Raw genomic sequence first — 17,729 nt, forward strand, 5'->3', positions numbered from 1 at the left:
TGTCGCCGTCGGGGCACCGGGGGGCGGGGGTGTCGGCAGGGGCCCGTATTCTCAGTGACCATGCTCGACGACCGTACGACAGCAGCGACGTGGCCGGCCGCCTACCCACAGGGGTACGCGGTCGTCGACGTGGAGACCACCGGACTCGCCCGCGACGACCGGATAGTGTCGGCTGCCGTCTACCGGCTGGACGCCCAGGGCGAGGTCGAGGACCACTGGTACACGCTGGTGAACCCGGAGCGGGACCCCGGACCGGTCTGGATCCACGGGCTCACCCGTGACGTGCTGAAGGACGCGCCGCTCTTCCCGGACATCGCCGCCGAGTTCTCCGAGCGGCTCGACGGCCGGGTCCTGGTGGCGCACAACGCGCTCTTCGACTGGTCGATGATCTCGCGGGAGTACGCGCGGGCGGAGCGCACCGCGCCCGTGCGCCAGCGGCTGTGCACGATCGCGCTGGCCAAGGAGCTGTCGCTGCCGCTGCCGAACCACAAGCTGGAGTCGCTGGCCGCGCACTTCGGGGTGGTCCAGGAGCAGGCGCACAACGCTCTGGACGACGCGCGGGTGCTGGCCGAGGCGTTCCGGCCGAGCCTGCACGCGGCGGCCGAGCGGAACGTACGGCTGCCGCTCCTGGAGTGCCGCCCGCTGACGGAGTGGGTGTCCACGCCCGCCCCGGCCCGGATCGGCCACCAGGCCTCGTACCACGCGAACGGCTGGCGCCCCTCGCGGAAGCGTCCGCCGTGCCCGTATCCGAACCCGGGGCGTTACGAACCGGACAAACCACTCAAGCAGGGCATGCGGGTGGCGTTCTCGGGCGACACGTCCATCGACCGCGAGCTGCTCGAGGACCGCGCCGTCGAGGCGGGGCTGCATGTCGCCACGAGCGTCTCCCGGCTGACGAGCCTGCTGGTGACCAACGATCCGGACTCCGCCACCTCCAAGACGGTGAAGGCGAAGTCCTTCGACACCCCGGTCGTCGACGAGGCCGCCTTCACCCAGCTGCTGCGCGACGTGGCCCCGGCAGACGGGTGACGCGCCGGGCGTGCCGCCCGCACCTCGCCCGGCTCACGTCGCACCCTGTGGCGCATGGCACGTTGTGAGGTCTGCGGAAACGATTACGGCATGTCCTTCGAGGTGCACGCGCAGGGCGCGGTGCACGTCTTCGACTGCTTCTCCTGCGCCATTCACCGCATGGCGCCCATCTGTGAGCACTGCAAGGTCCAGATCATCGGCCAGGGAGTCGAGGTCGAGGGCAGCTGGTACTGCGGCGGGCACTGCGCCCGGGCGGAGGGAAAGGTGGGGATCGTCGACCACGTCTGAGTCCCGGCCGTACGGGCGGCCCCGGACGCCTCCGGGCCCGGAGACGCCCCGGTCCCGCCCGGGACGCTCCCCGGCGACCGGAACCCCCGTGCGTGCACCCCATGACCACAGTTGTACGGTCATGGGGTGTACCGCTTCCTGTTGTCCCGGCAGTGGGTGATCCTCACCCTCGTGGCCCTCGTCCTCGTCCCGACGATGATCGAGCTGGGCTTCTGGCAGTTCCACCGGCACGAACGCCGGGTCGCGCAGAACGCCCTGATCGCGGAGAACCTGAAGGCGGAGCCGCTCCCCGTCGAGAAGCTGACCTCCCCCGGTCACACCGTGCCGCGCTCGGACTACTGGCGCCGGGTCACGGCCACCGGAACCTTCGACACCGCGCACGAGGTCGTCGTCCGCCGTCGCACGAACGCCGACGACCAGGTCGGCTTCCTCGTCCTGACGCCGCTGGCCCTCGCCGACGGCCGGGTCGTCCTCGTCAACCGGGGCTGGGTCCCGGCCTCGGCCGACCAGAAGGCGTACCCCCCGGTCCCGCCCGCGCCCAAGGGCGAGGTGACGTTGACCGGCCGGCTCAAGGCCGACGAGACGACCGGCGCCAGCGGGATCAAGGACCTGCGCGGACTGCCGGACCGTCAGGTGATGCTGATCAACAGCGCACAGCAGGCCGAGCTCACCGGCCGTACCGTGCTCGGCGGCTACGTCGAGCAGACCGCGCCCGAGCCGGCCGGGAACACCCCCGAGCTGATCCCCGAGCCCGACCACGACTCGATCGGCGCGCACATGGCGTACGCCGTGCAGTGGTGGCTCTTCACAGCCGGTGTGCCCGTCGGCTGGGTGATCCTGGTCCGCCGCGAGAAGCGCGACCGGGAGGCCGCGGCCCGCACCGAGGGCGGCGCGGACACCCCCGAGCCGGCTCCGGCCGCGGCGTAGGCCACACCGTCCCTCTGATTGACCGTCGCCCCATCCGGGAACACGCCAGAGCGTGACGCAACGTATCGACGACTACGCCCTCATCGGCGATCTGCAGACCGCCGCACTCGTCGGACGCGACGGGTCGATCGACTGGTTGTGTCTGCCGCGCTTCGACTCGGCCGCGTGCTTCGCCGCGCTGCTCGGCGACGAGGACAACGGCCACTGGCGGATCGCCCCCAAGGGCGCCACGACCTGCACCACGCGTGGCTACGCGGGCGATTCGCTGGTCCTGGAGACGTACTGGGAGACGCGCACCGGCACCGTGAAGGTCGTCGACTTCATGCCGCAGCGCGACACCGCGCCCGATGTCATGCGGATCGTGGAGGGCGTCAGTGGCACCGTCGAGATGAGCGCGGTGCTGCGGCTGCGCTTCGACTACGGCTCGATCGTGCCGTGGATGCGACGCAGCGACGGCCATCATGTGGCCGTCGCCGGTCCCGACTCGGTCTGGCTGCGCAGCGAGCCGCCCGTGAAGACCTGGGGCCAGCAGTTCTCGACCTGCTCCTCGTTCACGGTGGACGCGGGCGAGAAGGTCGCGTTCGTGCTCACCTGGCACCCCTCGCACGAGCCGCGCCCGGAGCTCATCGACCCCTTCGGCGCGCTGGAGGACTGTCTGAGGGACTGGCGGGACTGGTCGGCGCGGTGCGTGTACGAGGGGCCCTACCGCGAGGCGGTCATGCGCTCGCTGATCACGCTCAAGGCGCTCACCTACGCGCCGACGGGCGGCATCGTCGCCGCGCCCACCACCTCGCTCCCGGAGGAGCTGGGCGGCGTACGGAACTGGGACTACCGCTCCTGCTGGCTGCGCGACTCGACCCTGACGCTGGGCGCGCTGTTGTCGGCCGGCTATGTCGACGAGGCGGCGGCCTGGCGCGACTGGCTGCTGCGGGCGGTGGCGGGCGACCCGGCGGATCTGCAGATCATGTACGGGCCGGGCGGCGAGCGCCGGCTGCCCGAGACGACCCTGCCCTGGCTGAGCGGCTACGCGGACTCGGCGCCCGTGCGGATCGGGAACGCGGCCGTGGACCAGTTCCAGCTCGATGTGTACGGCGAGGTCATAGACTCGCTGAGCATGGCGCGGGAGGCCGGAATTCCGCCGGTCCGGCACGCCTGGAACCTGCAGCTGAGCCTGCTCGGCTTCCTGGAGTCCACGTGGCGGGACCCGGACGAGGGGCTGTGGGAGGTACGCGGGCCGCGCCGTCACTTCGTGCACTCGAAGGTGATGGCCTGGGTCGCCGCCGACCGGGCGGTGCGCACCCTGGAGGACGACCCGTCGCTGAGCGGGGATCCGGCGCGCTGGCGGGCGATGCGGGACGAGATCCACGCGGACGTGTGCGCCAAGGGGTACGACCCCGAGCGCAACACGTTCACCCAGTCGTACGGGTCGCGGGAACTGGACGCGGCGACGCTGCTGATCCCGCGGGTCGGGTTCCTGCCGTCGGACGATCCCCGGGTGGTGGGGACGGTGGACGCGGTGCGCAAGGAGCTGACGCACGGCGGCTTCGTCCGCCGCTACAGCACCTCGGGTGTCTCGGTCGACGGCCTCCCCGGCGGGGAGGGAACGTTTCTGGTCTGCTCCTTCTGGATGGCGGACGCGCTGCGGATGACCGGACGGGAGCGCGAGGCGCGCGAGCTCTTCGAGCGCCTCGTGGAGCTCTGCAACGACGTGGGGCTCCTCGCGGAGGAGTACGACCCGGTGGCGCGGCGGCAGCTGGGCAACTTCCCGCAGGCGTTCAGCCACATCGGACTGGTGGGGACCGCCCTCGCGCTGCCCTGGGAGAACCCGGCAGGATAGGTCCATGGATCTTGGACTGAAGGACCGGGTGTACGTGGTGACCGGCGCGACGCGGGGGCTCGGCCGTGCCTCGGCCGAGGCGCTGCTCGCCGAGGGCGCGAAGGTACTGGTCACCGGGCGCGAGGAGAAGTCGGTCGGCGAGGCGGTCGGCGAGCTGGGCGCGGGCGCGGCGGGTCTCGCCGTCGACAACGCCGATCCCGGTGCGCCGGCCCGGCTGATCGCGGAGGCGCGGGCACGCTTCGGGCGCTTCGACGGCATCCTCGTCAGCGTCGGCGGTCCCGCCCCCGGTTTCGGCGCGGACAACACCGACGAGCAGTGGGCGTCGGCGTTCGACACCGTCTTCCTCGGGGCCGTGCGGATGGCCAGGGCGGCGGCGGACGAGCTGACCGAGGGCGGGGTCATCGGCTTCGTGCTCTCCGGCTCGGTCCACGAGCCGATCCCGGGCCTGACGATCTCCAACGGGCTGCGGCCTGGCCTCGCCGGGTTCGCGAAATCCCTGGCGGCGGACCTGGGGCCGCGGGGCATCCGGGTGGTGGGCGTGCTCCCGGGCCGGATCGACACGGACCGGGTGCGTCAGCTCGACGCCCTCTCGGGCGACGCGGAGGCGTCACGCGCGGCGAGCGAGTCCCGTATCCCGCTGCGGCGCTACGGCACCCCGGAGGAGTTCGGCCGTACGGCGGCGTTCCTGCTCTCGCCCGCGGCGTCGTATGTGACGGGCGTGATGATGTCGGTGGACGGCGGGGCCCGGCACGGCTTCTGAGCACCGGCCGGCCGGCTGGGCGGTGGGCATCCGTCCCGTCGGGGGCGGATGCCCACGACGGTGCGTCAGGTAACCCGGCGCGCGCGGTGCTTGACGGCGCGCAGGCGGGCCTCCGCCGGGAGGGCGCTCAGGCCGGTCGAGGCGCGGGCATGGTCCAGGGCCTCGGCGGCGAGGGTGGTCTGCGCGGCGGCCGGGGAGGCGTACGGCTCCAGGCGCAGCGCGACGCGCGCGCGGGGGGCCGTGCGGCGCCCCGTCAGGAAGATCCGGGCCCGGGCCACTCCCGCCTGGGCCGTCGCGTCCGCTTCGATGACGCTCTCCAGGGACCGGCACCGTACCGTAGCCGCCTCGCCGTCCCCCGTGTCGATGAGGATCTCCGAGAGGCGGGACCGCCGGAGCTGGGCCAGCAGCCACCACAGGGCCAGGAGCACGATCACGCCGAGGACGGCGATCACCACCGGCCACCACCAGCCCTCGTCGCGCCAGCGCGTCCGGTCGGCCCGGTTCAGCAGGACGTCGGAGGGGCCGGACCACGGCCACCACGAGGGCACCGGCAGATCGAAGCCGGCCGCGAGGACCGCGCCGCCGAGGACGACGAGCACCAGGCCCACGAGTCCGAGCACCACACGATTGACGCGCCGGAGAATGACGGGCACTCCTTCACCTCTTCTTCAGCGGGCGGCCCACCCGTACGGTCAGCGCCGGTGGCCGGGCGAGGCCGAGTTCGTCGATGCCGGTCCCGAGGGCGCTCTCCACGTCGGCGCGCACCTCGTCGAGTTCGCGGAAGTGCGAGACCGCCCGCACCGCCGCCTTCCTGCGCTTCACCTTGACCCGTACGGACTGCACGCCCGACACCTCCATCGCGCGGTCCCGCAGGGCCAGGGCCGCCGCGTCCCGGTCGAGGCCGGCCCGCACGCCTTCGTGGTCGCGCCGCATCGGGAGGACCGACCGCAGCCCGGGGGTGGCCGCGAGGATCAGGAGCCAGACACCGATCAGTGCCGCGAGGCTCGCGCCGGCGAGTACCCAGGTGTCGTCCAGCGGCCGGGTCGCCAGCTGGTCGGCGAGTTCGCTGCGCCAGCGCATGGCCGTGCGGTCGGCCCGTACGGCGGCCACGTCGTAGAGCAACAGGCCGGCGCCGCCGAGGACGACCAGCGCGAGGACGGCCGCCGGGATGCGCCGTACCGCCCAGAAGCGGCGGGCCCGGGGCGCAGCCGGCTTCGCCGGTGCGGCCGGTTCCGTCGGCGGGTCTCCGGGTGCGGGTGCCTGGTCGGTACCGGTGTCCGTGGTCATCGCAGTCTCCGTCCGTCCCGGTCTCGTTCCGCCGTGCGCGGGGAGTGCAGGCGCTCGACATGGACGGCCACCTCGGGCACCTCCATGCCGGCCAGATCCCGTAGCCGGTGGATCACCCGTCTGCGGACCGCGAGGCACTGCCCGGCGAGGTCGGCGGGATAGCCCAGCTCCAGGCTGACCGACACGCGCGCCACGTCACGCCGTACGACGACCGAGGCGTGCGGCGCGGAGCCGCCCTCGGGCAGCGCGGCGAGCGCCTCCCGCGCGGCGCGGGCGGCGATCTTCGCGACGACCCGGTCGGCGATCGTGGTCGCACCCCGGCCGGCCGGGCCCACCGCGTCCCCTGTCACCCTCCGTCACCTCAGCCGGTCGCCGCGATCGCGGCCCCGGAAGAAGTCGCCGGGTTCGAGGTCCCCCTCCAGGAACCTCCCGACGACGAAGCCGATCGCGCCCAACGCCGCGATCAGCACGAACGCCCCGAAGCCGCCGAAGTATCCGGCGAATCCGAGGGCCATTCCGGCCACCAGGCCGACCATCGCCATGCTCATGCCGAGCCCTTTCGGTCACACCGCCGTCGGCTACTGAAGCCTCGACTCCGGCTCTTCTTCCTCGTCCTCGGGCAGCTTCACATCGCTGACCGCGATGTTCACCTCGACGACCTCCAGGCCAGTCATCCGCTCCACCTCCGCGATGACGTTCTCGCGCACGGCCCCGGCCACGTCGGCGATGGAGGCGCCGTACTCGACGACGATCTCCAGGTCGAGCGCGGTCTGCACCTCGCCGACCTCGGCCTTCACACCGCGGGTGGCGCCGGACTTGGTCCCTCCGCCGCCGGGGACCCGGTCTCGGACGGCGCCGATGGTGCGGGAGAACCCACTCCCCATGGCGTGGACGCCGGGGACCTCACGTGCGGCCAGACCGGCGATCTTCTCGACGACTCCGTCGGCGATGGTGGTGCGGCCGCGACTGGCCGGGTCGCCACCGCCGCGCTTGGTCACGGACGGTTCTCTGGGGTGTGCGGGGTCATTCATCACCGTTCATCCCTTCTATGCATCTATCAATGCCTTTGCCCACATTAGGCTGAGCCAATGACGACGACATCTGGGGCCGGACGGACGGCGGCGATGCGCGAGCGAGTAGGGCCCGGGCGGTTGCTGCCGCTCGGGGAGGCGGAGGACGGCGCCTGGCTGACGGAGAGCGCCGCACGCGCGGTGCTGCTGCGGAGCCTGGCCCCGGTACGGGGCGTGGTGCCGGGGAGGCTGCGGGTGGGGCTCGCCGAGGTGGGCCCCACGGCGCCGTTCCCCGTACCGCCGGGCGGGCTGCCGCCCGGGCCGCTGCGGATCACCGCGGATCTCGCCGTGGCGGCGGGCCGGCTGGTGGACCGGCCGCTGCCGGTGGTGGCGGAGGAGGTGCGCCGGGCGCTGTTCGCCGAGGCGGAACGCGCGTTGGGCCTCGTGATCACGGCGGTGGATCTCCGGGTGACCGGGCTGGTGGAGGCCGCCCCCGATTCGCCGGCCCCCGCTCCGCCACCCGGGCGAACCGCGCCGCTGGACGAGGAGGACCCGGTGGCCAGGGCGATGCTGGGCGTCGAGGGCGTGGCGGGGCTGACGTCCGTCCTGGGAGCGCCGGTCCACCGCTCGGCGGGCGCGCTGAGGGTGGAGCTGGCGGTCGCCGACGGCCACCGCGCTCTGGACGTGGCGCGCACGGCCCGCACGCGCGCGACCGTGACCGCGCCCGAGGGGACGGCGGTCACGGTCCTGGTCTCCGAGGTCCGCTTCTCAGAGGCCCGCTGAGTCCGGGCGGACAAACGCACGGCCCGGCCGAGACACGGGCGAACGGACACAGCCAGCTGCGACCGAGCGGACGGACGCACGGCCCGCTGCGACACGGGCGGACGGACGCCTGGCCCGCTGAGACACGGGCGGACGGACGCCTGGCCCGCTGAGACACGGGCGGACGGGCGCGCGGCCGTAAGACCGGGCGGACGGACGCTGCGACCGAGCGGACGGACGCCCGGCCCGCTGAGACACGGGCGGACGGGCGCGCGTCAGTCGCCGAGGCCTGCCAGGTCGCGCAGTCGGCGGGCCTGGGCGGCGCGTTCGGCGGCGCGCTGGGCCTCGTAGGTGCGGTCGGCCGCGCCCTGGAGGAGCGCCTTCGTCTCGATCACGGCGTCGCGCGGCCCCGCGAGCAGCGCGGCGCTCAGGTCCCGTACCGCGGCGTCGAGCTCCTCGACGGGCACGGCGATGTTGGCGAGGCCGATGCGCTCGGCCTCCTGCGCGTGGACGAAGCGGCCCGTCGCGCAGATCTCCAGCGCGCGGGCATAGCCGACGAGGCCCACGAGCGGGTGCGTGCCGGTGAGGTCCGGTACGAGTCCCAGGCTGGTCTCGCGCATGGCGAACTGCACGTCGTCGGCGACGACCCGCAGGTCGCAGGCGAGCGCGAGCTGGAACCCGGCCCCGATGGCGTGGCCCTGGACGGCCGCGATCGACACGATGTCGCTGCGGCGCCACCAGGTGAACGCCTCCTGGTACTCGGCGATGACCGCGTCCAGGTCCTCGTCCGAACCGCGCGCAAGGTCCAGGAAGGACGGCTCCCCGTCGAAGCCCTCGGGCGTGAACGCCTGCCGGTCGAGCCCGGCGGAGAAGGACTTGCCCTCACCGCGCAGGACGACGACCCGCACGCTGCCCGGCAGTGACCGTCCGGCCTCCGTCAACGCCCGCCACAGAGCGGGAGACTGGGCGTTGCGCTTCGCCGGATTGGTCAGGGCCACCGTGGCAACGGCGTCCTCGACGGTGAGCCGTACACCGTCCTTGTCGAACACGAGCACAGAGTCGAGCGAAGTCATGGGGCGCCTCCGGTTCCGGTGCAGCACTGCTAAGTGACTGCACAGTAACCACCCGGTCGACCGCACGGACGACCGGGTGGCCACCGCGAGAACCGATGGACCCGACGAACCGCGCCCCGTCAGGCCGAGGCGGCCTTCTTGCCTCGGGTCGCCCCGCCGCGTCCACGCAGCGTGACGCCCGACTCGCTGAGCATCCGGTGGACGAATCCATAGGAACGGCCGGTTTCCTCGGCCAGCGCCCGGATGCTCGCACCGGAGTCGTACTTCTTCTTCAGGTCTGCCGCGAGCTTGTCACGCGCGGCGCCGGTCACCCGGCTGCCCTTCTTCAGAGTCTCGGCCACCCGTGCCTCCTCATGGGAAGTGCGCTCTGGACTTCTCATGATCACCCCTCCCGGACGTCCTGGCCACCCATTCGACAAGGTCTGTGCCGCCAGGTTTGCGGACGGCGAAGCTCTCCTCACAAACGGAATCCAAAATTCCGGCGCGCACGATCCGCCCTCCGCGACACGCCCGGCGAGGAAGTGCCAGGTCAGCGCGGCAGCGACAGGACGAAGACGGCGCGGCGCCGGCGGAGGGATTCCGCACGGAGCCGCGCCGAGGGGGATGAGACGCCCTCACTCAGATGAAGGATCACCCATGAGCCGAATGATCCATAGCGAGATGATCAGGCGAGCGCCACGAGGTCCTTGTAGTCCGGACCCCACAGGTCCTCCACGCCGTCGGGGAGCAGGATGATCCGCTCCGGCTCCAGCGCGTCGACCGCGCCCTCGTCGTGCGTGACGAGGACGACCGCGCCCTTGTAGGTGCGCAGCGCGCCGAGGATCTCCTCGCGGCTGGCGGGGTCGAGGTTGTTGGTCGGCTCGTCGAGGAGGAGCACGTTGGCCGAGGAGACCACCAGGGTCGCGAGGGCCAGCCGGGTCTTCTCACCGCCGGAGAGGACCCCGGCCGGCTTGTCGACGTCGTCGCCGGAGAAGAGGAAGGAGCCGAGCGTCTTGCGCACCTCGACGAGGTCGAGGTCGGGCGCGGACGAGCGCATGTTCTCCAGGACCGTGCGGTCCGGGTCGAGCGTCTCGTGCTCCTGGGCGTAGTAGCCGAGCTTGAGGCCGTGGCCGGGGGTCACCTCGCCGGTGTCGGGCTTCTCGGCCCCGGCGAGCAGACGCAGCAGCGTCGTCTTGCCGGCGCCGTTGAGACCGAGGATGACGACGCGCGATCCCTTGTCGATCGCGAGGTCCACATCGGTGAAGATCTCCAGCGAGCCGTACGACTTCGACAGGCCCTCCGCGGTCAGCGGCGTCTTGCCGCAGGGCGCGGGCTCGGGGAAGCGGAGCTTGGCGACCTTGTCGTTGACCCGGACCGCCTCCAGGCCCGAGAGCAGGCGCTCGGCCCGCTTGGCCATGTTCTGCGCGGCGACGGTCTTGGTGGCCTTGGCGCGCATCTTGTCGGCCTGCGAGTTGAGGGCGGCGGCCTTCTTCTCGGCGTTCTGGCGCTCGCGCTTGCGGCGCTTCTCGTCGGCCTCGCGCTGCTGCTGGTAGAGCTTCCAGCCCATGTTGTAGACGTCGATCGCCGAGCGGTTGGCGTCCAGGTAGAAGACCTTGTTCACGACGGTCTCGACGAGGTCGACGTCGTGGGAGATGACGATGAAGCCACCGCGGTAGGTCTTGAGGTAGTCGCGCAGCCAGACGATGGAGTCCGCGTCGAGGTGGTTGGTGGGCTCGTCGAGGAGGAGCGTGTCGGCGTCGGAGAACAGGATCCGGGCCAGCTCGACCCGGCGGCGCTGACCGCCGGAGAGGGTGTGCAGCGGCTGGCCGAGGACGCGGTCGGGGAGCCCGAGGGCGGCGGCGATGGTCGACGCCTCGGCCTCGGCGGCGTACCCGCCCTTGGTGAGGAACTCGGTCTCCTGGCGCTCGTACTGCTTCATCGCCTTGTCGCGCGTGGCGCCGCTGCCGGTCGCGATGCGCTCCTCGTTCATCCTCATCTTCTTGATGAGGACGTCGAGGCCACGGGCGGAGAGGATGCGGTCACGGGCCAGGACGTCGAGGTCGCCGGTGCGCGGGTCCTGCGGGAGGTAGCCGACCTCGCCGGAGCGGGCGATCTGACCGGCGGCGGGCACGCCCTCGCCCGCGAGGCACTTGGTGAGGGTGGTCTTGCCCGCTCCGTTGCGGCCGACGAGGCCGATGCGGTCGCCCTTGGCGATGCGGAAGGAAGCGGACTCGATGAGGATGCGGGCGCCGGCGCGCAGCTCGATGCCGGAAGCGGTGATCACGGACAGACTCCAGGGCGGACGGTTCGGCGGAAAGGGCTGTATGCGGATTCGACGCCGCTAGTCATGCGCGGGGAGAATGGCCATACGGCCAGTCTAACGGGCGCATGCAACTGCTTTTCGGCCACAGTCCGGCACCGGCACCTCACCCCACGTACCGGCCTCTACCACCCATGCCCGACAAAAGGGGCGACCGCTGTCGGACTCTCCGATACTCGGGCGCAGGGCGGCGGCCACTGCCGCGACAGAGACGCGGAGGGTGGTGGCGCATGCAGTTCGACGACGACGCCGACCTGGACACCTCGGAGGTGCGGGACGTCCGCGGCAGCCGCGTCCCCGGCGGGAAGGCCACCGTCGGCGGCGGCATCGTCGGCGTCATCGCCCTGATCCTGGGCCTCCTCTTCGGCGTCGGCCCCGAGCAGCTGGGGCTCACCTCGGGCGACCCCGCGCCGGTCGCGACCTCCTCCTCGGCGGCTCGGATCGAGCAGAGCTGCCGGACCGGTTCGGACGCGAACACCCGTGAGGACTGCCGGATCGTGGCGGTCGTCAACAGCGTGCAGGACTTCTGGCGGGCGGAGTACGAGCGGCGCGGCGGGCGGTACGGGGACGCGCGCACGGTCATGTTCACCAACCGGGTCGGCACGGCCTGCGGCTCGGCCACCTCGGCGGTCGGGCCGTTCTACTGCCCGGGCGACCGCCAGGTCTATCTGGACCTGGGCTTCTTCGATGAGCTCCGGACGACGTTCGGGTCGAGCGGCGGACCCTTCGCCCAGGCGTACGTCGTGGCGCACGAGTACGGCCACCACGTGCAGAACATGATGGGGACCCTGGCCCGCGCCCAGGACGGCCGGACGGGCGCGGACTCCAACGCCGTACGGGTCGAGCTGCAGGCCGACTGCTACGCGGGCGTCTGGGCGCGCCACGCGACGACCACCCCCGACGAGAAGACAGGGCGGCCCCTGATCACCAGTCTGACCGAGGCCGACATCCGGGACGGCCTGGACGCGGCGGCCGCGGTGGGCGACGACCGGATCCAGGAGAGGTTCCAGGGCCGGGTCACACCGGAGAACTGGACGCACGGCTCGGCCGCGCAGCGCCGGCAGTGGTTCGCCACCGGTTTCAGGACCGGCGACATGGCGCGCTGCAACACCTTCCGCTGACGCGTCCCGATGTACGCACCGGATGCCAGACTGAGACCCAGGTGACATACCCCCGCCGCGAGAAGGAGTGATCCGGATGGCCGAGGCACCCCACATCTGTCCGACCCTGACCTACCACGACGCGCATGCCGCGATCCGGCAGCTCACCGAGGCGTTCGGCTTCACCCGCACCGCGGTCTACGAGGGCGAGGACGGCAAGGTCGTGCACGCGGAGCTGTCGTACGGCAACGGCATGGTCATGCTCGGCAGCAAGGGCACCGGCAGCGAGTTCGACAAGCTGGTCGAGGGGTCCGGACCCAGCGGGGTGTACGTCCACGTGGACGACGTGGACGAACACCACGCCCGGTCGGTGGCCCACGGCGTCGACATCGTGATGCCGCCGACGGACCAGGACTACGGCTCGCGGGACTACATCGCGCGCGACGGCGAGGGCAACGTCTGGAGCTTCGGCACCTATCTGCCCGGAACCACCGGCTGAGAGCCGGCGGGGCGGTCAGGCTCCCCCGGTGTGGACCTGGAAGGCCGCCCGGCGGACCGCCTTGGCGAGCGCGGGGTCGGGGTGGGCCGCGGCGAGGGCCACGAGGACCTGGACCGTACGGGGGTGGCCGACGGCACGGACCGCGTCGAGGAGGGCCGGGACCGTGCCCTGGACGGCGGAGTCGAGGTGGCGCACCAGGAGCGTGCTCTCCCCGTGGTCGGCGACGGCCGCGGCGGTGTCCACCCAGAGCCAGGTGGCCTCCTCCCGGGTGAGGACGTCCGGGGCGTCGTCGGGGTCGGCGCCCTCGTACTCGGCGATCCACAGCAGGGCGTACGGCCGGAGCGAGGCCTCCTCGGCCGCCGCCCTGACCTCGGCCTCGGCGGGGGCGCCCACGACCCGGAGCGCCTCGAAGGCCAGTCCGCGCAGCAGGGCGTCCTCCCCGCGGGCGACGGCGAGCAGCTCCGAGACGGCGCTGGTGAGCGTGCGGGCGGCGAGCCAGGCGCGGTACTCGTCGCGGGCCGGGCCGGGGGTGAGGCTCGCACAGCCGCGGAGCATGTCCTCGGCGGACTGCTCGATGTTGCCGGCGGGGCTCTGGGCGGCGACGCAGATCTGCTCCAGCTTGACCCAGACCGCCCAGTTGCCGAGCGGGGTCAGGGTGGCCTGGCGGCCGTCGGTCCCTTCGCCGAGGGTCAGGGCGCCGACGGCGGCGAGTCCTTCCAGGGCCCAGTCGAGCAGGGTGTCGAGCCCCTCGGGCCCGGCGAGGGCGGAGGAAGAGCCTGACGCGGAGTCGGGAGCGGTGCCGGGTGTGCTGTCCGCGCCCTCGACGGGCACCTCGCAGCGCTCTTCGCGCAGTTCCTCGACCCGCTGCCGGAGCAGGTCGAGGAGGGCGGGGACCACCTCGGGGCCGGCCGAGAGCTGCAGGAGCGAGAGCACCTGGGGAACGGCCTCGACGACCTCGGCCACGGCGCCGGGAGCGACGTCCGCCGGGGCGGGGTGGACCAGGGACCAGGCGTCGAACAGGGCGACCCAGCCGCGCAGGACGGCGGAGTCGTCGCGGTCCCAGGCGTGCAGCCGCCAGCCGGGGCGGGCGGTGTCGCCGTGGAGTTCGACGAGGCCGGCCAGCCGGGCCCGGTCCCAGCCGGCCCGGATCTGGCCGGGTGTCAGGTCCAGTGCGGCGGCGGCCCGTTCCGGGGCGGGGACGCCGTCGGGCGCGGCCACGGGCGCCTGGGGGTTCGCGGCACCCTTCTCGGCGCCCTTCGCGGAGCCCTTCGCCGGGCCCGTCGCGGCGGCGGTGGCGGCGGCTGCGGTCGCGCGGACGGACCGGGGGCGGGACGCCGCCGTGGTCCGGTCACCGCCGTCGAGGGTGACCCAGCGGGCGATCCGGACGGCGTCGGCGAGGACGGTCCGCGCCTGGCGGGCGAGTTCCGCGCGGGGCGGAGTGCCCTCCGGCGGCCGGGGGGCCGGGCGGGTCCGCCGGGTCGTCACGGCACGCCGTGCGGTGGCGAGTGCCCGCGGACGGACAAGTCGGAGTCTGGAGTTGCGCGCCAATTGCTCATCGGGCTTTCGAGACGTCACGGGGGCAGTCTTCCCGTTGGCGGCCCGAAAGCCCAATCGGAATCGGAGAGGCCGCCGGAACACCGGCCGCACGCCCCGGGCCGAGGCCCTGGCGGAGAGGTGCGGAAGGCCTAGAGGAGCGGTGTGACGAACCGTCGCAGGGCCTCTTCGTACCGGACCGGGTCGGCGTTCCACATCGCCGCGTGCGGTGCTCCGCGCACGGTGTTCAGAGTGACCAGTTCCGGGCGCCGGGCGGCCAGTTCGAGGGACGGCTCCCAGGGGGCGATCGTGTCGTCGGGGCCGTGGAAGACCAGCGTCGGCACGCGCAGGGCCGCCGGGTCGGCGGCGTCCCGCACGCGGTCGCCGTGCAGCCCGGCCCTGCCCTGTGCGGCGCGGACGGCGAGCGGCAGCAGCGGGCCGGGCACGCGGCGGGCCGCGGCGAGGTTGCGCAGGGTGGCCTCCCGGTCCAGGACCGGGGAGTCCAGGACGAGGCCGCGGATCACGTCCCGTACTCCGGAGTCGGCGGCGGCGTGCAGGGCCATCGTGGCGCCGGGCCCCCAGCCGTGTAGCACGACGTGCTCGGCACCCCGGCGGACGGCGTAGCGGACGGCGGCGTCGACGTCGCGCCACTCGGTGTCACCGAGGTGGCCGAGGCCGTCCGGCGACGCGGGCGCGTCCTCGTCGCCCCGGTAGGAGAGACAGAGGACGGGGATCTGCCGCCGGGCGAGGAAGGGGACGAGGTTGAGCGGGTGCCGTCGGGTGGTGCCGATGCCGTGCACGGCGATGACCCAGGTGGAGCGGGGCCCGGGGACGAGCCAGGCGGGCAGCGGGCCGAGCTCGCCGGGGATCTCCACGTCCTCGTGGACGATGCCGAGGGAGCTGTACGGGGTGCCGCCGTGCAGCTCGGGGGTGAGGCGGACCCGGGCGCCGGGCTCCAGGTCGCCGAGCTCGACGCGTTCCAGGCGGCGTACGACGGTGTCCGCGGTGTGCGGCACCCGGTCGAGGGCCGGGCCCACGACCGCGTGGACGCCGGCGCCCTCGATCCCGTACGTACCGGGGCGCAGGGAGGCGAGGCTGCGGGTGAGGGTGACCCGGTCGGGGCCCGTGGCGTGCACGGTGAGCCGGGGGTCGCCGGGCAGGGGCCGGCCGGACGAGGCCTTGAGGGCCACGTCGCCGGCGTACCGGCCGGCCGCGATCGCGGCCGCGCCGACACCGATCAGAGTGGTGACGGCCGCTGCCGTCGCTGTAGCCGGGCGCACGGTCCCAGTGTCGACAGGTCCGGCCGGGGCTGCCACCGGACGGGGCCGCCCGTGGTCCGGCCCTCGTTCGCACCCGGTCGGCACCCCCGGAGAGTGACATGGGTCTCCTCCGCGGGTCCCTCGGTCGGCTGACGCGGCCCCTGGGGCGTCCACGGGCTGACACGGGTGGTCGGGGAAGAAGCGGCGGGAGTCCTCCATGTCCGTTGATGGCACGGATTACCCGGGGTCGCACCCTGCCCACATCGTGGACGGTCCGTCCACCCGGACCCTAAGCGGAATGTCCGGACCCCATTCGAGTCACCGCACCGCCGGACCCAGTTCACCTTCCGTTCACTCAGGTTGCCTACGTTCATCGAGCCACTGACGTCAAACGATTGCCTGGGTAAATGGAACACATCACGCTGCTGCTCGCGATTGTGGTCGTGACAGCTCTCGTGTTCGATTTCACGAACGGTTTCCACGACACCGCCAACGCGATGGCGACGACCATCTCGACCGGTGCCCTCAAGCCCAAGACGGCGGTGGCCATGTCCGCCGTGCTCAACCTGGTCGGCGCGTTCCTGTCCGTCGAGGTCGCCAAGACGATCTCCGGCGGGATCATCAACGAACAGGGCATTCGTACTGAAGTGATCTTCGCGGCGCTCGTCGGCGCCATCCTCTGGAATCTGCTGACCTGGCTCCTGGGTCTGCCCTCCAGCTCCTCCCACGCCCTCTTCGGCGGACTCATCGGCGCGGCCGTCATGTCCGCCGGCTGGTCGGCCGTCAACGGCTCGACCGTGGTCAGCAAGGTCCTCATCCCCGCGATCGCCGCGCCGCTCGTCGCCGGTCTCGCCGCGATGGCCGCCACCAAGCTGACGTACAAGATCGGCTCCAAGACGGAGACCAAGGCCACGGCCAAGGGCTACCGGGCCGGTCAGATCGCCTCGGCCGGTCTCGTCTCCCTCGCGCACGGCACCAACGACGCGCAGAAGACGATGGGTGTCATCACCCTCGCCCTGGTCACCGGCGGCGTCCTCGCCCCCGGCTCCAACCCCCCGATGTGGGTCGTCGTCTCCGCCGGTGTCGCGATCGCGCTCGGCACCTACCTCGGCGGCTGGCGCATCATCCGCACCATGGGCAAGGGCCTCACCGACCTCCAGCCGCAGCAGGGCTTCGCCGCCCAGACCAGCGCCGCCACGGTCATCCTGGCCTCGTCCAACCTGGGCTTCTCGCTCTCCACCACGCAGTCCTGCTCCGGCGCCGTGATGGGCGCGGGCCTCGGCCGCAAGGGCGGGGTCGTCCGCTGGTCGACCGCGACCCGGATGTTCGTCGCCTGGGGTCTGACCCTGCCCGCCGCGGGCCTCGTCGGCGCCGGCGCCGAGTTCCTCACCAAGCAGGGCAGCTGGGGCGTCGCCGTCGTCGCGGTCCTCCTGGTGGCCGGCTCGGGTGTCATCTGGGCGCTGTCGCGCCGCAAGCCGGTGGACCACCACAACGTGACCGCCGACGAGATCGACGACGAGCCGGCCGGCGTCGTGACCACCGCGATCGCGGCCGTCACCCCGCCCGCCACCGCCGGTTCCGTCGCCGCCGTCGCGGACGACTTCAAGACCACCATCCCCTCGCCGGCCCCCACGGACCCGGCAGCCCCCGCCGCCCCGGCCGCGGTGTAAGGAACGACAGACATGAAGATCGACTGGGCAGCTCTCGGCTCCGTCTTCGGAGTCAGCCTCGTGGCGACCGTGGCCCTGGTGGGCCTGTTCACCCTCGGCATCGTCGGCCTCTCCAAGCAGGAGCAGGCCGCCTCCCAGGGTGGCTCCGCCGCCCTGGCGCGCACCGGCGCGTACGCCTGCTTCGCGCTGTGCGCGGCGGCCGTCGCGTACGGCATCTATCTGATCGTCGTCTGACGACGGTCCCGCTTCGACGGGCCGGGGGGGGGGCGGCCCGGGGGGGGGGGCCCCCCCCGCCCCGGGGCCGCCCGCCCGGCGGGGGGGGGGGGGGGGGCCGGGCCGCCGGGCCGGCCTAGTGTGCTGGTGTTCCGTGGCGGGGCCCGCCGGGCCGCCGCCGGC

20 protein-coding genes are annotated in these 17,729 nt (G+C 72.9%); 10 read left to right on the plus strand and 10 right to left on the minus strand.

The features are described 5' to 3' along the window. The first annotated feature begins 54 nt into the window (after positions 1 to 54). The 5 genes from ACZ3IJ_RS34815 (at position 55) to ACZ3IJ_RS34835 (ending at position 4,841) form a co-directional block, all read left to right on the plus strand. Positions 55 to 1,029: a DEDDh family exonuclease gene (locus ACZ3IJ_RS34815; RefSeq protein ID WP_467474989.1), complete on the plus strand. Its 975-nt coding sequence runs from the start codon at positions 55 to 57 to the stop codon at positions 1,027 to 1,029. A gap of 54 nt (positions 1,030 to 1,083) precedes the next feature. Further along, positions 1,084 to 1,317, plus strand: a complete 234-nt coding sequence (locus tag ACZ3IJ_RS34820; RefSeq protein WP_352192130.1) for a hypothetical protein — start codon at positions 1,084 to 1,086, stop codon at positions 1,315 to 1,317. 126 nt (positions 1,318 to 1,443) lie between these two features. Continuing rightward, on the plus strand, positions 1,444 to 2,244 hold the full coding sequence (locus ACZ3IJ_RS34825) for an SURF1 family cytochrome oxidase biogenesis protein (RefSeq protein ID WP_467474991.1): 801 nt from the start codon (positions 1,444 to 1,446) through the stop codon (positions 2,242 to 2,244). 52 nt (positions 2,245 to 2,296) lie between these two features. Beyond that, complete coding sequence (locus tag ACZ3IJ_RS34830) at positions 2,297 to 4,081, plus strand: glycoside hydrolase family 15 protein (protein ID WP_467474993.1); 1,785 nt, start codon at positions 2,297 to 2,299, stop codon at positions 4,079 to 4,081. A gap of 4 nt (positions 4,082 to 4,085) precedes the next feature. Continuing rightward, entirely contained in the window at positions 4,086 to 4,841 is a 756-nt protein-coding gene (locus ACZ3IJ_RS34835; protein ID WP_467474995.1) for an SDR family oxidoreductase, read from the plus strand. A 65-nt stretch (positions 4,842 to 4,906) separates the two neighbouring features. On the opposite strand, the gene amaP is transcribed toward ACZ3IJ_RS34835, so the two are convergent. Genes amaP through ACZ3IJ_RS34860 form a run of 5 tightly spaced genes read right to left on the minus strand, consistent with a single transcriptional unit; the run spans position 4,907 to position 7,159 of the window. After that, positions 4,907 to 5,494: an alkaline shock response membrane anchor protein AmaP gene (gene amaP, locus ACZ3IJ_RS34840; protein WP_467474997.1), complete on the minus strand. Its 588-nt coding sequence runs from the start codon at positions 5,492 to 5,494 to the stop codon at positions 4,907 to 4,909. A gap of 4 nt (positions 5,495 to 5,498) precedes the next feature. Beyond that, the gene (locus ACZ3IJ_RS34845; RefSeq protein WP_467474999.1) at positions 5,499 to 6,128 is read right to left on the minus strand and encodes a DUF6286 domain-containing protein; all 630 of its coding nucleotides are present in this window, start codon (positions 6,126 to 6,128) and stop codon (positions 5,499 to 5,501) included. Then, on the minus strand, positions 6,125 to 6,478 hold the full coding sequence (locus tag ACZ3IJ_RS34850; RefSeq protein ID WP_467475001.1) for a hypothetical protein: 354 nt from the start codon (positions 6,476 to 6,478) through the stop codon (positions 6,125 to 6,127). Before ACZ3IJ_RS34850 ends, ACZ3IJ_RS34845 begins: the two co-directional genes overlap by 4 nt. 6 nt (positions 6,479 to 6,484) lie before the next feature. Then, complete coding sequence (locus ACZ3IJ_RS34855) at positions 6,485 to 6,676, minus strand: hypothetical protein (RefSeq protein ID WP_467475003.1); 192 nt, start codon at positions 6,674 to 6,676, stop codon at positions 6,485 to 6,487. Positions 6,677 to 6,706: 30 nt separating this feature from the next. After that, positions 6,707 to 7,159 (minus strand): Asp23/Gls24 family envelope stress response protein, encoded by a 453-nt coding sequence (locus ACZ3IJ_RS34860; RefSeq protein WP_467475005.1) that lies wholly within the window; start codon positions 7,157 to 7,159, stop codon positions 6,707 to 6,709. A gap of 57 nt (positions 7,160 to 7,216) precedes the next feature. Between ACZ3IJ_RS34860 and ACZ3IJ_RS34865 the strand changes: the two genes are divergently transcribed. Continuing rightward, on the plus strand, positions 7,217 to 7,921 hold the full coding sequence (locus tag ACZ3IJ_RS34865; RefSeq protein WP_467475007.1) for a hypothetical protein: 705 nt from the start codon (positions 7,217 to 7,219) through the stop codon (positions 7,919 to 7,921). A gap of 254 nt (positions 7,922 to 8,175) precedes the next feature. Here the strand turns inward: ACZ3IJ_RS34865 and ACZ3IJ_RS34870 are convergent, their stop codons facing one another. The 3 genes from ACZ3IJ_RS34870 to ACZ3IJ_RS34880 all read right to left on the minus strand — a co-directional run bounded on the left by ACZ3IJ_RS34870 (position 8,176) and on the right by ACZ3IJ_RS34880 (position 11,236). Continuing rightward, complete coding sequence (locus ACZ3IJ_RS34870; protein ID WP_467475009.1) at positions 8,176 to 8,973, minus strand: enoyl-CoA hydratase/isomerase family protein; 798 nt, start codon at positions 8,971 to 8,973, stop codon at positions 8,176 to 8,178. 119 nt (positions 8,974 to 9,092) lie between these two features. Continuing rightward, positions 9,093 to 9,314 (minus strand): helix-turn-helix domain-containing protein, encoded by a 222-nt coding sequence (locus ACZ3IJ_RS34875; protein ID WP_006123601.1) that lies wholly within the window; start codon positions 9,312 to 9,314, stop codon positions 9,093 to 9,095. A 323-nt stretch (positions 9,315 to 9,637) separates the two neighbouring features. Beyond that, positions 9,638 to 11,236 (minus strand): ABC-F family ATP-binding cassette domain-containing protein, encoded by a 1,599-nt coding sequence (locus tag ACZ3IJ_RS34880; RefSeq protein WP_467475011.1) that lies wholly within the window; start codon positions 11,234 to 11,236, stop codon positions 9,638 to 9,640. A 266-nt stretch (positions 11,237 to 11,502) separates the two neighbouring features. On the opposite strand from ACZ3IJ_RS34880, the gene ypfJ reads away from it, so the two are divergent. After that, complete coding sequence (gene ypfJ, locus ACZ3IJ_RS34885) at positions 11,503 to 12,393, plus strand: KPN_02809 family neutral zinc metallopeptidase (protein ID WP_467475013.1); 891 nt, start codon at positions 11,503 to 11,505, stop codon at positions 12,391 to 12,393. 76 nt (positions 12,394 to 12,469) lie between these two features. Further along, positions 12,470 to 12,871, plus strand: coding sequence for a VOC family protein (locus ACZ3IJ_RS34890; protein WP_467475015.1), 402 nt, complete (start codon positions 12,470 to 12,472; stop codon positions 12,869 to 12,871). Positions 12,872 to 12,886: 15 nt separating this feature from the next. Here ACZ3IJ_RS34890 and ACZ3IJ_RS34895 read toward each other — a convergent pair whose 3' ends face one another. Together ACZ3IJ_RS34895 and ACZ3IJ_RS34900 are read right to left on the minus strand one after the other, a co-directional pair. Continuing rightward, positions 12,887 to 14,446: a hypothetical protein gene (locus ACZ3IJ_RS34895; RefSeq protein WP_467475017.1), complete on the minus strand. Its 1,560-nt coding sequence runs from the start codon at positions 14,444 to 14,446 to the stop codon at positions 12,887 to 12,889. Between the two features lie 110 nt (positions 14,447 to 14,556). Then, positions 14,557 to 15,684 carry an alpha/beta hydrolase gene (locus tag ACZ3IJ_RS34900; protein WP_467475019.1) on the minus strand — a complete coding sequence of 376 codons (1,128 nt, stop codon included), beginning with the start codon at positions 15,682 to 15,684 and terminating at the stop codon, positions 14,557 to 14,559. A gap of 386 nt (positions 15,685 to 16,070) precedes the next feature. Here ACZ3IJ_RS34900 and ACZ3IJ_RS34905 point away from each other — a divergent pair, with 386 nt between their 5' ends. Both ACZ3IJ_RS34905 and ACZ3IJ_RS34910 read left to right on the plus strand, forming a co-directional pair. After that, the gene (locus ACZ3IJ_RS34905) at positions 16,071 to 17,333 is read left to right on the plus strand and encodes an inorganic phosphate transporter (protein WP_467475022.1); all 1,263 of its coding nucleotides are present in this window, start codon (positions 16,071 to 16,073) and stop codon (positions 17,331 to 17,333) included. Positions 17,334 to 17,345: 12 nt separating this feature from the next. Next, positions 17,346 to 17,567 (plus strand): hypothetical protein, encoded by a 222-nt coding sequence (locus ACZ3IJ_RS34910; protein ID WP_329122086.1) that lies wholly within the window; start codon positions 17,346 to 17,348, stop codon positions 17,565 to 17,567. Positions 17,568 to 17,729: the final 162 nt, after the last annotated feature.

The organism is Streptomyces sp. NPDC013317 (assembly GCF_055563155.1).

Coding starts and splice junctions, on each gene's coding strand:
- ACZ3IJ_RS34870 (WP_467475009.1), bottom strand. CDS start 8,973: ATGACTTCGCTCGACTCTGTGCTCGTGTTCGACAAGGACGGTGTACGG.
- ACZ3IJ_RS34905 (WP_467475022.1), top strand. CDS start 16,071: ATGGAACACATCACGCTGCTGCTCGCGATTGTGGTCGTGACAGCTCTC.
- ACZ3IJ_RS34855 (WP_467475003.1), bottom strand. CDS start 6,676: ATGAGCATGGCGATGGTCGGCCTGGTGGCCGGAATGGCCCTCGGATTC.
- ACZ3IJ_RS34910 (WP_329122086.1), top strand. CDS start 17,346: ATGAAGATCGACTGGGCAGCTCTCGGCTCCGTCTTCGGAGTCAGCCTC.
- ACZ3IJ_RS34845 (WP_467474999.1), bottom strand. CDS start 6,128: ATGACCACGGACACCGGTACCGACCAGGCACCCGCACCCGGAGACCCG.
- ACZ3IJ_RS34865 (WP_467475007.1), top strand. CDS start 7,217: ATGACGACGACATCTGGGGCCGGACGGACGGCGGCGATGCGCGAGCGA.
- ACZ3IJ_RS34835 (WP_467474995.1), top strand. CDS start 4,086: ATGGATCTTGGACTGAAGGACCGGGTGTACGTGGTGACCGGCGCGACG.
- ACZ3IJ_RS34890 (WP_467475015.1), top strand. CDS start 12,470: ATGGCCGAGGCACCCCACATCTGTCCGACCCTGACCTACCACGACGCG.
- ypfJ (WP_467475013.1), top strand. CDS start 11,503: ATGCAGTTCGACGACGACGCCGACCTGGACACCTCGGAGGTGCGGGAC.
- ACZ3IJ_RS34820 (WP_352192130.1), top strand. CDS start 1,084: ATGGCACGTTGTGAGGTCTGCGGAAACGATTACGGCATGTCCTTCGAG.
- ACZ3IJ_RS34860 (WP_467475005.1), bottom strand. CDS start 7,159: ATGAATGACCCCGCACACCCCAGAGAACCGTCCGTGACCAAGCGCGGC.